Annotated in this window: 10 protein-coding genes; 7 read left to right on the top strand and 3 right to left on the bottom strand. The window is 34.9% G+C overall.

What is annotated here, in order from left to right:
- Nucleotides 1-64 precede the first annotated feature (64 nt).
- Nucleotides 65-601, top strand: a complete 537-nt coding sequence (locus tag ABJD27_RS06830) for a hypothetical protein (protein ID WP_348172682.1) — start codon at nt 65-67, stop codon at nt 599-601.
- Here ABJD27_RS06830 and ABJD27_RS06825 read toward each other — a convergent pair.
- Nucleotides 598-1,572, bottom strand: a complete 975-nt coding sequence (locus ABJD27_RS06825; protein WP_348172684.1) for a polyprenyl synthetase family protein — start codon at nt 1,570-1,572, stop codon at nt 598-600. The genes ABJD27_RS06830 and ABJD27_RS06825 overlap by 4 nt on opposite strands.
- 153 nt (nt 1,573-1,725) lie before the next feature.
- On the opposite strand from ABJD27_RS06825, the gene ABJD27_RS06820 reads away from it, so the two are divergent.
- The 6 genes from ABJD27_RS06820 (at nt 1,726) to ABJD27_RS06795 (ending at nt 9,564) form a co-directional block, all read left to right on the top strand.
- Complete coding sequence (locus tag ABJD27_RS06820) at nt 1,726-2,331, top strand: TetR/AcrR family transcriptional regulator (RefSeq protein WP_348172687.1); 606 nt, start codon at nt 1,726-1,728, stop codon at nt 2,329-2,331.
- A complete protein-coding gene (locus ABJD27_RS06815) occupies nt 2,331-3,674 on the top strand; it encodes a TolC family protein (protein ID WP_348172690.1) in 1,344 nt (447 codons plus the stop codon). The genes ABJD27_RS06820 and ABJD27_RS06815 overlap by 1 nt, the downstream gene beginning before the upstream one ends.
- A gap of 35 nt (nt 3,675-3,709) precedes the next feature.
- Nucleotides 3,710-4,027 (top strand): four helix bundle protein, encoded by a 318-nt coding sequence (locus ABJD27_RS06810; RefSeq protein WP_348172693.1) that lies wholly within the window; start codon nt 3,710-3,712, stop codon nt 4,025-4,027.
- Between the two features lie 115 nt (nt 4,028-4,142).
- A complete protein-coding gene (locus ABJD27_RS06805) occupies nt 4,143-5,312 on the top strand; it encodes an efflux RND transporter periplasmic adaptor subunit (protein WP_348172696.1) in 1,170 nt (389 codons plus the stop codon).
- A 4-nt stretch (nt 5,313-5,316) separates the two neighbouring features.
- Nucleotides 5,317-8,940, top strand: coding sequence for an efflux RND transporter permease subunit (locus ABJD27_RS06800; protein WP_348172699.1), 3,624 nt, complete (start codon nt 5,317-5,319; stop codon nt 8,938-8,940).
- Nucleotides 8,941-9,099: 159 nt separating this feature from the next.
- The gene (locus tag ABJD27_RS06795) at nt 9,100-9,564 is read left to right on the top strand and encodes a DUF4199 domain-containing protein (RefSeq protein WP_348172702.1); all 465 of its coding nucleotides are present in this window, start codon (nt 9,100-9,102) and stop codon (nt 9,562-9,564) included.
- Nucleotides 9,565-9,655: 91 nt separating this feature from the next.
- On the opposite strand, the gene ABJD27_RS06790 is transcribed toward ABJD27_RS06795, so the two are convergent.
- Nucleotides 9,656-10,978: a RagB/SusD family nutrient uptake outer membrane protein gene (locus tag ABJD27_RS06790; protein WP_348172705.1), complete on the bottom strand. Its 1,323-nt coding sequence runs from the start codon at nt 10,976-10,978 to the stop codon at nt 9,656-9,658.
- An 11-nt stretch (nt 10,979-10,989) separates the two neighbouring features.
- Nucleotides 10,990-13,965, bottom strand: a complete 2,976-nt coding sequence (locus tag ABJD27_RS06785) for a SusC/RagA family TonB-linked outer membrane protein (protein WP_348172708.1) — start codon at nt 13,963-13,965, stop codon at nt 10,990-10,992.
- Nucleotides 13,966-14,148 lie beyond the last annotated feature (183 nt).

Here is a 14,148-nt window from a genome sequence, read left to right as displayed (position 1 = left end):
CGATATTTAACATTTTAGGGTATATAATTCCTATATTTATGATATTTTTTTAATTATTTATTTTATGAAATCAAAAATAACACTCTCGATACTCTCTATAGTTTTTCTGTTTTTTAGTGTACAAACCACCATATATGCTCAAGAAGATTCTCCTATAAAACAACGCAGTGCGTTCTGGAAGAATGTTCGTTTTGGAGGTGGTGTAGGTCTTGCTTTTGGCAATAATAACACACAAATATCTATCGCTCCTAGTGCAATATATCAATATAATGAATATATCTCCTTCGGTCCTGGATTAAATTTTAATTATCAGAAGTTTGGAGATTTTTCATCTACGCTCTATGGCATTAGCGGGATTTTTCTAGCAAACCCAATTCCTGAAGTTCAACTTTCTGGTGAAGTAGAGCAGTTATTTGGAACCCAAGAGTTTGACGGCATTGGAGGTAACTCATCAAATGATGTAAATAACACAGCTCTTTTCTTAGGTGCTGGTTATCGATACGGGGGAGTCACTATAGGTGCACGTTACAATGTATTGTTTGATAATGATGATAGTATATATGCCGAAGCTTGGCAACCTTTTGTAAGAGTTTATTTTTAAACCGTTCTTTTCATAAGACTATTCCCAAAATCACGTAGTAATTGCTTTTTATCCTCAGAAATAGTAATAGATTCTAACGATTGAAAAGCACGTAATGTGTACTTTTCCATTTCTTCTTGAGTAGCTTTTGCCGCACCACTATCTATAAATTGTTGCTTTACAGTGTCTATCTTTTCTATAGGATCTGCAGGCGATATAGAAAATAAATGCTCTAATAGTTGTGCATCATCTTTTGACGATTTCTGTAATGCTGTGAGATATAAAAACGTCTTTTTATTTTCAATAATATCTCCTCCAACTTGTTTTCCAAATGTCTTAGGATCTCCAAAAGCATCTAGATAATCATCTTGTAATTGAAAGGCAATTCCTAAATCTCGTCCATAATTATAAATAGCATCTTGACACGCTACCGACGCATTTGCAACAATAGCTCCCATTTTAAGAGCAGCTCCTACTAAAACAGCTGTTTTATATTCTATCATAGTAAGATACTCAGGGATTGTAACATCATCTCTCGTCTCAAAATCTACATCATATTGCTGTCCTTCACATACTTCTATGGCCGTCTTTGAAAACAGCTTCGCAAGCTCGCGAAAAATAGTGCCATCATAATTTTCAAATAATTGATATGCTAGAATAAGCATCGCATCTCCAGAAAGTATACCCGTATTTATATCCCATTTCTCATGAACAGTTTGTTGTCCTCTTCGTAAAGGAGCATCATCCATAATATCATCATGTACTAATGAGAAATTATGAAAGATTTCAACAGCAAGCGCCGCATCTAATGCCTTTTTATAAGGCTGATCAAATAACTCTGTCGCCATAAGTGTTAAGACAGGGCGTAATCGTTTTCCTCCTAAATCAAGGATGTAATTAATAGGAGCGTATAGACTCTTAGGTTCTTTTTCTAAAGAACGTTTACTGAGATAATCTATAAATATTGATGAGTATTCTAATACAGATAACATCGATTAAAAATTTTAAACGCAAAAGTACGGTTTCCCTTGGTTCTGAATACAATTATGCTTTCGCGAAAGCATAATCAAATGTTAAATAATCGTAAAAACTTTGGAAACTTTAATCGTTTTTAAAGTTTCCATTGTACATTTGCATTGCAATATATGAAAGAGAAAATATTACATACAGCAACAGAACTGTTTCTAAATCAAGGATTTAAAAGCATTACAATGGATGATATCGCTCGAGAAATGGCTATATCAAAAAAGACTATTTATAGTCATTTTGCTAATAAAGAAGCTATTATCGAAGCATCTACAGCTGGGATTTTTAATATGATCTGTAGTGGTATTGACCATATCACGGAGAACAAAAAAAATCCTATAGAAGAACTTTATGACATCAAGCGTTTTGTATTGGAGCATTTACGGGGAGAACGTACATCTCCTATGTATCAACTTCAAAAATACTATCCTAAAATACATAGGACATTACGTAAAAAGCAATACGATTTTATGCAAGATTGTATGATCGAGAATATAAGTCGCGGTGTAGAACAAGGACTTTTTAGAGCAAACATTAATATCCAATTTGTAGCTGGTATTTATTTTACTGGAATGACAGGAATTAAAGATGGAGATATTTTTCCAGCTTCAGAATTCCCTCCTAGCATTCTTTACGATATGTATTTAGAGTATCACTTACGTGGAATCGTAACACCTAAAGGTCGAAAATTATTAAACAATCTTATTCAATCAAATCAAGAGTAATGACAAGAATCTTAATCATCTTTTTATTATTATCTGGAGTATCCCTTCAAGCGCAAGACAAAAAAAGCTTTTCCCTAGAAGAAGCAGTTACTTATGCGTTAGATAATAATAGTACAGCTATAAACGCGCGTAGAGATATTGCAAAAGCTATCAAACAAAAATGGGAAACCACCGCTTCAGGACTTCCTCAAATAAGCGGTACCATAGACTACCAAAACCAATTAAAACAACCCACATCGTTTATTCCTTCAGAATTTTTTGGAGGAGAAGCTGGCACTTTCACCCCTGTAGTCTTTGGTACCGCTCAAAATGTATCTGCTACAGCAACACTCACACAATTAATTTTTGACGGATCTTATTTAGTAGGCCTTAAAGCTGCCAAAGCATTTCTGGATTTTTCTGAAAATTCTAATGAAAAAACACAATTAGAAATCAGAAAAGGTGTCATTAATGCATATGGAAGTGTCCTAATCACACAAGAAAATATTGCTATTCTCGATAGTAATATTGCTACCGTTAAGAAGAATCTAGACGAGACACGTATTATTTTTGAAAATGGATTGGCAGAAGAAGAAGACGTTGAGCAATTACAGATTACATACAGTCAATTGCTTAACCAAAGAACCAATGCAACACGTCTAGAAGACATTGCTATTCAAATGTTCAATCTTGCTGTAGGGGTTGATATCGAAACAGAAACTCAATTTACAGACACACTTACATCACTTGCTAAACCTGGCTTAGGACTCATACAAGATAGTCCAGAAATACAAAAAAACGTAGATTATAAAATTGCTCAAAACCTTACTGAGCAACGTTCACTAGAACTCAAATTAGAACGTAGTAAAGCATTACCCAGTTTAAGAGGTTTTATAAATGTAGGAACCTCGGCAGGACGTAATACTTTTGATTTTTTTGATAGTGAGCAACGTTATTTTGCCTCTTCTATATTAGGATTTACATTAGATGTACCTCTATTTAGTTCTGGTGCAAGAGGTGCCCGTACACAAAGGGCAAAAATAGCTTTAGAGCAAGCTGAAACAGATTTTGAATATGCACAAGAACAAATTAGACTTGCTTATGAACGTGCAAAAAGCGAACATGAATTGGCTATTGACAACCTCAAAGTGTCAAGAGATAATCTAAGCCTAGCTGAGCGTATAGAACAAAAAAACCAAATCAAATTCAGAGAAGGTCTTAGCACTAGTTTTGAATTACGACAAGCACAAACACAATTATATACTGCTCAAAACACCATGCTTCAGGCAATGCTTGATATGATTAATTCTAAAGCCGAATTAGAAACTGTATTAAACACGCCTGACTATAGAAATAAAAAGTGACAAGGTTAAGAGTTTATATGTTTAAAAGATAAAATATGATGAGAACATTTTCATTTGAGAAATTAAACGTTTGGGGAAAAGCTAGGCAACTTTCAGTTGCTATATACCAATCAACCAAATCATTCCCAGACGAAGAGAAATTTGGTTTAATTAGTCAAATGCGCAGATGTTCTATATCTGTTTCTTCAAATATAGCTGAAGGAAGTGGTAGACATTCTGCTAAAGATAAAGCTCGTTTTACAGAAATCGCATATAGCTCTTTGTTAGAACTCCTAAATCAATTAATACTATCACAAGATTTAGATTTTATATCAAAAGAACAACTAGATAGATACAAGAAAATCAATATCTGAAATAGCAGCAATGCTAGACGGATTATATAAATCACAAATCAAATAATTAATCAAAATATATGGGTTCAAAAACTTTTAAACTTTTAAACCTATAAACTCAAAAGTCAAAACACTAATGAAAAAACTATTATCCATATTAACCATAGCAATACTTGTTGCTTCTTGCGGAGGGGACAAACCACAATCTATAGAAGCTATTATAGAAACTGGAAATGTAGAGGATCTAAAAGCAAAGAAAACCGAGCTAAGTACAAAGGTGTCAACCCTTACAAATGAGCTTGCACAAATAGAAAAGGCAATAGCTGAGAAAGATCCTGCTGCCAAAAAAGAAGTTCTTGTTACAACAATGGCTGTAAAAGACACACTATTTAATCACTATGTTGAGATACAAGGTAGTGTAGAAACAAAACAAAATGTACTTGTGTACCCAGAATATCAAGGAACATTACTCCGCGTACATGTAAAAAAAGGACAGCGTGTTTCTAAAGGGCAAATTCTTGCACGTATAGATGATGGTGGTTTAGGCAGTCAATTGGCACAACTAGAAGCACAAGCTGCTCTTGCAAAAACAACTTTTGAAAGACAAGAACGTCTTTGGAATCAAAAAATAGGATCAGAAATACAATACCTACAAGCAAAAACGCAATTTGAATCTTCAGAAAATATTGTAAATCAAATGAAGAGTCAACTAGGAAAAACAGCTGTAAAAGCTCCTTTTTCCGGCGTTATAGACGATGTGATTACAGAACAAGGAACTGTAGTTTCTCCTGGCATGGCGCTATTTAGAGTTGTAAACTTAAGTAACATGTATGTAAGCGCAGAAATTCCAGAAACATATCTTACAACAGTTCGTAAAGGAAAAGATGTACGTGTCTACTTCCCAGTACTAGATGAAACAATAGAAACTAAAGTTAGACAAACTGGTGATTACATCAATCCGTCTAACAGGAGTTTCCCTATAGAAGTAGACGTCCCTAATAAAAAAGGAGCTATAAAACCTAACCTTACCGCTAGACTTTCTATCAATGATTATACTTCCGAAAACGCCATCCTTATCCCTTTAAATGTAATTAATGAAAATGCAACAGGAGAACAGTATGTATATACCGCTTTCGCGAAAGCGGATAGCAACACAACAATAGCTAAACAACAAATTATCCAGACAGGAAAATCACAAGGTGATAAAATAGAAGTATTGTCTGGACTTAAAAGTGGCGATCAGATTATTGTAGAAGGAGCACGTTCTGTAAAAGACAATCAAGAAGTACGAATCTTAACATACTAACACTATGAGCGCAAAGAAAAAAAAGAATGTAGACAAGGAATTTGGCTTGTCGAGTTGGGCCATAGATAACCCAACGATCATTTATGTATTAATGGGCTTATTTCTTGCTTTAGGAATGGGCGCTTACTTAGGGATGGCACGTGAGAATTTTCCAGAGATTAATGAAACTAAGATTTATGTTTCTGTTCCTTATCCAGGGAATACCGCAGAAGACATTGAACGACTCATCGTTGATCCATTAGAAGACAAACTACAAAACCTTTCTGGTGTAGAAGAAGTCCTCTCAACATCTCAAGAAGATTATGCCATTATCACGGTAGAGTTTGACTATAAGATGGATGTACAAGCAGCCAAACAAAAAGTAAAAGACGAAGTAGATAGCGAAACAGCAAATGAAGACTGGCCTACTTTTAATGGTGCCAAAGTAGAGCCTAACGTTTTTGACCTTAGTATCTCAGAAGAAACACCTATTCTTAACGTAAATGTTTCTGGAGATTATCCTGTAGATAAACTCAAAGAATATGCTGAGTATCTTCAAGATGAAATTGAAAGCCTTAAGGAAATAAAAGAAGCAACTATCCGTGGAGCACAAGAGCGAGAAGTAGAAGTAGCTGTAGACATCTATAAGATGATGGCAGCCAAAGTTAATTTCGAAAATGTACTTAATGCTATAAGTAATGGAAATATGACACTTTCTGCAGGAAATTTAATTTCTAGTGGGCAACGTCGTAATATCCGTATTCTCGGTGAAATAGAAACTCCCGAAGAGTTAGAAAATTTTGTTGTAAAATCTGAAAACGGAGCTGTATACTTAAGGGACATCGCTACAGTTACTTTTGCTGAGGAAGATAAAACAACCTATGCTCGCGATCTTACTCTTGAAAAAGGAGAATCTGCAAATGATGAAGAGGTAAGTGAAAGTGTAGTGATGCTAGACGTAAAAAAACGTTCTGGAAAGAATATGATCGCTGCTGTAGAAAAAATCACAGATATTATTAAAAAAGCCGAAACTGAAGTATTCCCTCCCGATGTAAAAATAACAACAGCAAATGACCAAAGTGCTAAAACAGAAAATCAAGTAAATGATCTTGTAAACAATATCATTTTTGGGATTATTCTCGTAGTAGGCGTATTGATGTTTTTCTTAGGGTTTAAAAACGCGCTATTTGTAGGATTTGCAATTCCTATGTCTATGTTTATGAGTTTTATGATTCTAAACTTAATGGGATATACTATGAATACCATGATTCTTTTTGCACTGATTATGGGGCTAGGAATGCTGGTAGATAATGGGATTGTAGTAGTAGAGAATGTCTATAGACTTATGGATGAAGAAGGCATGTCTCGTATAGAAGCTGCAAAAAAAGGTATCGGTGAGATCGCTTTTCCTATTATTATTTCTACGCTCACTACGGTTGCGGCATTTGTACCGCTTGGATTGTGGCCAGGGCTTATGGGGCAATTTATGATTTACTTCCCTATTACGCTATCTGTTGTACTAGGATCCTCCTTATTTGTAGCCATCTTTATTAACTCGATGTTGGTATCTCAATTTATGAAAACGAAAGAGAAACCGCTTACAACAAAATCCCTGATTCGTATTTCCCTTATCATGCTTCCTATTGGGCTTATGATTCTTTTCTTAGGAGGAACCGTGAGAGGTTTTGGCTCATTGATACTTACAACTATTGCCTTGATGTGGGTCTATAAGTATGTATTACACAATGCTGCTGAAGTTTTCCAACGCCGTTTCTTGACTTGGTTAGAAAATAAATACAGAAACTTCCTTGGATGGGCATTACGTGGACGGAAACCCATAGGATTTGTAGTAGGTATATTCCTCTTATTAATTGCCACTTTTATGGCATTTGGAGGATCTGTAGGAGCTGGTCGCACAGCTATCGAATTCTTCCCAGACAATAAACCAAACCAGATTATTACCTATATAGAATACCCAGAAGGAACAGATATTCAAAAAACCAATGCGATTACTAAAGAGATTGAGCGTCGTATTTTTAAAGTATTTAATGATCAAGAATATCTTGAAGGCGAAGATTACAACGCCCTCGTAGAAACATCGGTTTCTCAAGTAGGTGAAGGTGCCGGAAATCCTCAAACAGATGGTGGAAGTGCTGCAGAAATGCCACATCGCTCAAAGATTACGGCGACTATGAGAGAGTATAAATTCCGTAATGGGGCAGATAGTGAGTTACTCCGTTTTAAAGTACAAGATGCCTTAAAAGGGATTTACCCAGGAGTTGTTATTACAGTAGAAAAAGATGCAGCAGGACCACCACAAGGATATCCTATTAATTTAGAATTGCAAGGAAATGATTACGGAGAGCTTATTGTTGCAGCAGAAAAAATGCGTAATTATATAAATTCTCGTAATGTTCCGGGTGTAGACGAACTCAAAATTAATGTAAACAGAGGAAAACCAGGTACTGAAGTAATTGTAGATCGCCAGAAAGCAGGAGAACTTGGTGTCGCTGTAGGTCAAGTCGGAATGCAATTACGTCGTGCTATTTTTGGAGATAAAGCTGGGGTGTATAAAAAAGATGGAGAAGATTATGATATCTATGTACGCTTTAAAGAAGATCAACGGTATAATAACTCGGCATTATTTAACCAGAATATTATTTTTAGAGACCAAGCTAGCGGGAAGATTAAAGAAATCCCTGTTGCTGCTGTAACGACAACAAAAAATACCTCTTCGTTTAGTGCTATAAAACACCGTGACTCAAAACGCGTAGTAACTGTATACTCTGCTCTTGCTGCAGGATATACGGATGCAGGAGTCGTTGTAAATAGTATTAAACAAGAAATGGAAGCATTTAATGACCAGATGCCTAAAAATGTAGATGTTTTTTATACAGGACAAATAGAAGAACAGCAAAAGGAAATGACATTCTTGATGAGTGCCTTTTTTGGAGGATTAGGATTAATCTTCTTTTTATTAATCTTCCAGTTTAGTTCTATTTCTAAGCCCATAATTATTATGATTGCCATTTTCTTGAGCTTCATTGGTGTTTTTGGAGGTATTATCATTAGTGGATCTTCTTTTGTGATTATCATGACTATGATGGGTATTATATCCCTTGCGGGAATTGTGGTAAATAATGGTGTAGTTCTTCTAGACTATACCCAACTACTCATAGATCGCAAAGAAGTAGAGAGAGGTCTTGAAGGAAAGCAAATGCTTGATAAGGATATCACAAAACAACTTATTATAGAAGGTGGCCGCGCACGTTTACGCCCTGTATTATTAACTGCGATTACTACAGTTTTAGGATTAATACCGCTAGCAATAGGGATAAATATTGATTTCTTTGGATTGTTCCAAGACTTTGATGCAGGGGTTTATGTAGGAGGAGATAATGTAATTTTCTGGGGACCACTAGCCTGGACAGTAATATACGGTCTTATTATAGCTACTTTCTTAACACTAATCATAGTCCCACTACTCTATTATATTGTATACCGTATTAAACTTTATTTTAGAGGAGCGGCAGTTATAGACACAAATGATGGAGCTACATTTATTGATGATGAAGAGTTAGCAGATGCTTTAGATACGAATATGTTGGATAATGAATCTTTTAATTATCCAATCCCCGAAGGAGAGTAAATATCCCCTTATTTATTCCCTAAAAAACGCCAGTATTATACTGGCGTTTTTTGTTTTTTCTTAGTACGCTTTCGCGAAAGCGCACTCATTTTTAACACCGTTTAAATCACAAAACTCATTGATTTTACGTAACTTATAGTTCTCTCTAAAACTTTCGTTATGTCAAAATTTGCACTCCCTATCCGTTATGCGATCGCGATAAGTGGTCTTCTCATTGGTTATTTTTTGGTTATTTCACTATTTGGATGGCATACAAATCCATTGTTTAGTTTATTTAATGGAGTGATCACCGCTTTTGGAATTTATGAAGCTATCAAGAGTTTTAAACTTAGAAAAAATGAAGCATTTACATATGCTGATGGTTTTTCTGTAGGTATTACCACTGGTTTTGTTGCTACTATCTTTTTTACAATTTTTTTTGGAATTTATGCTAGCAATATTGCCCCCACTTTTCTTGAAAATCTCATAGGTCCTTGGAGAGGCACCACCAGCTTAGGTGTGATTTTATTTACCGTTGCTATTTGTGGTTTTGCAACTACCGCAGTTCTTACGCTATCATTTATGCAACTTTTTAAACCTAGTTGGAACCCTAAAGGGATTGAAAAAGAAGAAATTCAATTATAATTTAAATATCAATTAGTATAAAAAAACTCCCGAATTGCTTCGAGAGTTTTTCCATAAAATAGTGATGCCAATTCAAACTAGCTTCTTGTCACTATTGATTTTCTGTTAATGGGATAGGAAATTGAGAAAATACGTCGTCTTCTGGTCTATCAATAGGCAATTCATTTAACCTTCCATATCGTCTCATATCCACCCATCGATGCCCCTCTGCATATAATGAGTAACGTCTCTGGTTTAGCATCTCATCTACTAATGATGCTTCATCTGTTGCACCCATATAATCACCTAAACTTGCACTATTTCTAACAATATTTAATGCATTAACAGCTTCTATTGGATTTACAGTAATATTTGCTTCTGCATACAGAAGGATCAATTCTTCATTTCTTATAATAGCTATAGGGTCTATATTTGAATTATATAAAAAGACTAAGTAATCACCCGTAAGGTCATCTAATGTAAGTGGCTCAGAACGTTGTTGTACTTTATTAAGACGTATATCACCAGTTTCTCCATCTGTTAAGAAAGAAGGTTGCATAACTCTTGCCCCAGCTGTTGTTGCTGTAATAGGGAAGAACATAGGATTTAAAAAATCTGTAGGGTCTGCTCCAAACACATGATATATTCCTGTATTAAGGTCTCCTACGTTAAGATTTAAAAAAGAATTATTAAGGAATGTAAGTACACCACTTGAATCATTTTGATAGGCAGCTACACGAGCTGCAATAGCATTTGTTGCTTGCACAAAAGTATCTGGAGTATCAAATCCTGTAAACCCACCTGTTAATGGAAATGGGAAATCACTTCCTTGATTTAAATCTGTAATTGCTTGTTCTAGCATAGAGCGTATTCCTTGTAGCGCTTCTGTTTTACTTACAAAAGGTCCAAGATTGTCCTCATCTACAACATCTAGCCTAATCCCACCTTCATCGGTAAGATTAAGATTAAGCAATAACTCATACGCAATAAATGTCCGTAAGAAACCGCGTGTTGCTGAAATCTCTGCATCAGAAAACTCTCCTGTACCAACAGCATTATCTAAGAATCCTAAAATTAAATTTGCATTTTTAACAGTACGATATCTAGAACCCCACGGCCCTGTAATATAAAAGGTATTATTATCCAATACAGCATTACCTCCTCCTAGTAAATCTCCTGTAAATCTAGGGTCTGAACTAGAAAAACGCCAGTACTCTCTTCCTAACACACCACAATCATCTAGGTATGTACCTAATCGATCTCTCGTGCTGTAAAAAATACCTCCTACTAAGTCCTGTAAATCACCTCGTGTAATTCCCTGTTCAAAACCTGTTACTTCAGGTCCATTTAAATCATCAAATTCTTGCACATCACAAGCTGTAGTTACAACCAATAATGCTAAGAACACATATATATTATTAACTATTTTTTTCATAATTATTTATTTTAAAAGTCTACAGCTAGGTGAAACAAAAATCGTTTTGATGATGGAAATGGAGTCACTTCAACTCCAGTAAAAATTGAATTTCCTCCAAAGTTTGAGACTTCAGGATCGTAACTATTATAATCAAAAATATTAATCAAGTTTGTTCCAGAAAACCCTAATCGAAGACCATCAATACGCCCTCCTAAAATTCCTTTTAATAGTGTAGGAGTAAAGTTATAGTAGAGTCCTACTTCTCTTAATCTTAAATAAGAAGCATCTTCTACAAATACCTCAGCCGATGACCCTAATTGACTTAATCTATAAGGGCCATTTCCTAATTGACCAGATGGATCTAAATCTACATCATCAAAGTCATGACTTGTACCATTTAAATCTGTAAGTAATGCTGTTAAGTTTACATTATCCCCGCCTTGTTTCCATTGCCACAGAAAAGATAAGTCAAAGTTTTTATAGCTTATTGAATTATTAAACGCTATTTGGAAATCTGGTTCTGCATCTCCATGCAACTGAAACCCGTTTGCTCCTGGATTAGGTCCTATCCCTACTATCTGGGTAGCACTACTTCCTTCTTCTATTCTAAAAGTACCTAAGGTTGCTCCAAAAGCTCCTATATTAAAAGGATCAACACCAAGCTCAGTAACTTCTGATGTATTCTTAAAGAAATTAATTCCTGTATCCCATCTAAAATTCTCATTTGAAAATGGAGTTGCATTTACAGCAAGCTCTACTCCATTATTACGTAAACTTCCTGCATTCACAACTTCGGTTGTAAAACCTGTAGAAGGCTCTATTGCTGCAGAAAGAATTAAATCATCAATGGTCTTGATATAATAGGTTCCAGAAAAACTAAGCTTTCCATCAAAGAAACTTACATCTGTTCCAAATTCTAATTCCTTTTGACGTTCAAAATTAATATCAGAATTTCCAAGAACACCATTAAGACTTAAACCCAATAATCCTCCTGTAGAAAAAGCATCATATGATGTAAAGGTTGCCCCCACTGGAGGTAAGTTCCCTGCTTCTCCGTAAGCAATTCTAAATTTAAACTGATTCCATATACTGTCATCATTCCAAAAGCCAAATTTATTAAAATTGACAGCTAGAGATGCCTTAGGAAAATAAAAAAACTCGTCTGGGTCTCCATTAAGAGAGGATTTATCTCCTCTTAATCCTAAAGTACCAATAAATTGATCTTTATAATTTATTTCTTCTTGTACAAAAAACCCTGAATCTTCTTGAAAATTTCTGGTTTGATCTATACCTACATTGGCCGCTTGATCAACGTTTGTTTCTGAAGCAATTAATCCTGTAGCTACAACTAATTCTGTGCTTAATCGAAAGAACTCATTAGTTAATCCTGCCTGAGTTCTAAAAGACCACGTGTCATTAGGTAAGTAATTGTGTACTAAAAAAGCAGCTAGATTGTATCCTTTATACTGACTATTACCTTGTATAGATGCTCCATTCACTCCTCCATTTTCAGGTCTTTGAAACTGTAAGTCTTTAGGGAAAATTGCTCTAGATTGCTGTCCAAAATAATCAATACCTCCACGAGCAACTAATTCTAAATTTGATTTTTCTGCTTTATAAATATCAAGATTGATAGTCGTTCCTGCGATAAATCGATTTACGGTTTCTTTATTTGTTGCTCTATCTCTCGTTTGTAAAGGATTAGATGATCCATTAGGATTATCTGGATAAACTCCATTTGCATCTGGAAATAAATCAAAGTAAGGAGTTACACCGGTTAATGATACCCCTATTGTAGTACCTGTATTATCATTATTAAAAAACCCTCTATTAGAAATGGAATTTATATAATTTGTACTAAATGAAATTTTAAAATAATCTGTTGCTTTATGATCTATATTAAGGCGTAAAGATGTTTTTTCATATCCCGTCCTTGCTACAATTCCTTCTTCATTATTATGACTTATACCTGCATACATACGTGTATTCTCAGTACCTCCACTTGCACTAAAGTTTGTATTTGATATAAAACCATTTTCTCCATAAATTTCATCTTCGTAATCTACTAATCGACCCGCATCACGAGCTGCTGTAAAATCTGCTACAGCCGCTACTCCAAAACTATCTTCTACACGCTGTTCTGTGTAGGTACGTTGTCCTAATGAATTAAGAATAGATGTTGCTCCTATAGATTGAGAGAAGTTATATTTAGTTTCTCCTGCTTTCCCTCTTTTTGTTGTTATAACGACAACACCTGCTGCTGCACGAGATCCATATATGGCTGCTGCAGAAGCCCCTTTTAATATTTCTATATTCTCAATATCATAAGGATTAAGATCTGCAATACGGTTTGTTGGATTATCTTGATTAGAAGCACTACCCCCTGCTGCTGCTCCTGAAACAGCATTTAAACCTGCAGGAATTGAAGCATTACTTACATACACACCATCTATAATATATAATGGTTGTGTATTTCCTGTGATTGATGTTGCTCCACGTAATTTTACAGACAAACCTCCTCCTGGAGCTCCAGAATTTGAGTTTACTATAGCTCCTGCAAACTTACCATATAAAGCTCCGTCTAATGTTGGTGCTGGTGTAGTTCCTGAAATCTGTTCGGCAGAAATGGATGCAACTGCATTTGCAGAGTTAGACCTCTTAATAGATGTTGCAAGTCCAGTTACAATCACCTCATCTAGTGATTCTAAAGATTCTGACAAAACAATAAGAACAGGTGAAGTATCGGTAATTTGTTGTGATACCGTTGTAAAACCTAATGATGAAAATTCTAATGTTGCTGGTAGGTTATCTACAGATATAATAAATTTACCATCAAAATCGGTAGTGACTCCGTTTCTAGTTCCTTGTTCAATGACATTTGCAAATGGTATCGGGACACCATTATCATCTTGTACTGTTCCTGTTATTTCATTTTGTGCAAAGACAAAAAATGGAAGTAACATAAATAAAAGAGCCATTTTTACACTCTTGTAATTTTGTTTCATATTGATTGATTTTATTAAATTAATTTCAATAAAACTAACAAATATTCTATCAACAATGTAAACATTCTTAGTTTTTAAGTTAAAAAACTAAGAATATAGCAATAAATAACTTCCTTAACCCTTTGTTTTAAGGGGTTTCTTGATTTTTGTTAAATATTTAATATACAGGTAATTACGCATAAA

The sequence above is a fragment of the Dokdonia sp. genome, assembly GCF_039945015.1.
In the GTDB taxonomy this organism is placed as follows: Bacteria; Bacteroidota; Bacteroidia; order Flavobacteriales; family Flavobacteriaceae; genus Dokdonia.
The sequence above is the reverse complement of the archived record's forward strand: the minus strand, read 5'-3'. Positions and strand labels throughout refer to the sequence as shown.

Coding starts and splice junctions, on each gene's coding strand:
- ABJD27_RS06830 (WP_348172682.1), top strand. CDS start 65: ATGAAATCAAAAATAACACTCTCGATACTCTCTATAGTTTTTCTGTTT.
- ABJD27_RS06825 (WP_348172684.1), bottom strand. CDS start 1,572: ATGTTATCTGTATTAGAATACTCATCAATATTTATAGATTATCTCAGT.
- ABJD27_RS06820 (WP_348172687.1), top strand. CDS start 1,726: ATGAAAGAGAAAATATTACATACAGCAACAGAACTGTTTCTAAATCAA.
- ABJD27_RS06815 (WP_348172690.1), top strand. CDS start 2,331: ATGACAAGAATCTTAATCATCTTTTTATTATTATCTGGAGTATCCCTT.
- ABJD27_RS06810 (WP_348172693.1), top strand. CDS start 3,710: ATGATGAGAACATTTTCATTTGAGAAATTAAACGTTTGGGGAAAAGCT.
- ABJD27_RS06805 (WP_348172696.1), top strand. CDS start 4,143: ATGAAAAAACTATTATCCATATTAACCATAGCAATACTTGTTGCTTCT.
- ABJD27_RS06800 (WP_348172699.1), top strand. CDS start 5,317: ATGAGCGCAAAGAAAAAAAAGAATGTAGACAAGGAATTTGGCTTGTCG.
- ABJD27_RS06795 (WP_348172702.1), top strand. CDS start 9,100: ATGTCAAAATTTGCACTCCCTATCCGTTATGCGATCGCGATAAGTGGT.
- ABJD27_RS06790 (WP_348172705.1), bottom strand. CDS start 10,978: ATGAAAAAAATAGTTAATAATATATATGTGTTCTTAGCATTATTGGTT.
- ABJD27_RS06785 (WP_348172708.1), bottom strand. CDS start 13,965: ATGAAACAAAATTACAAGAGTGTAAAAATGGCTCTTTTATTTATGTTA.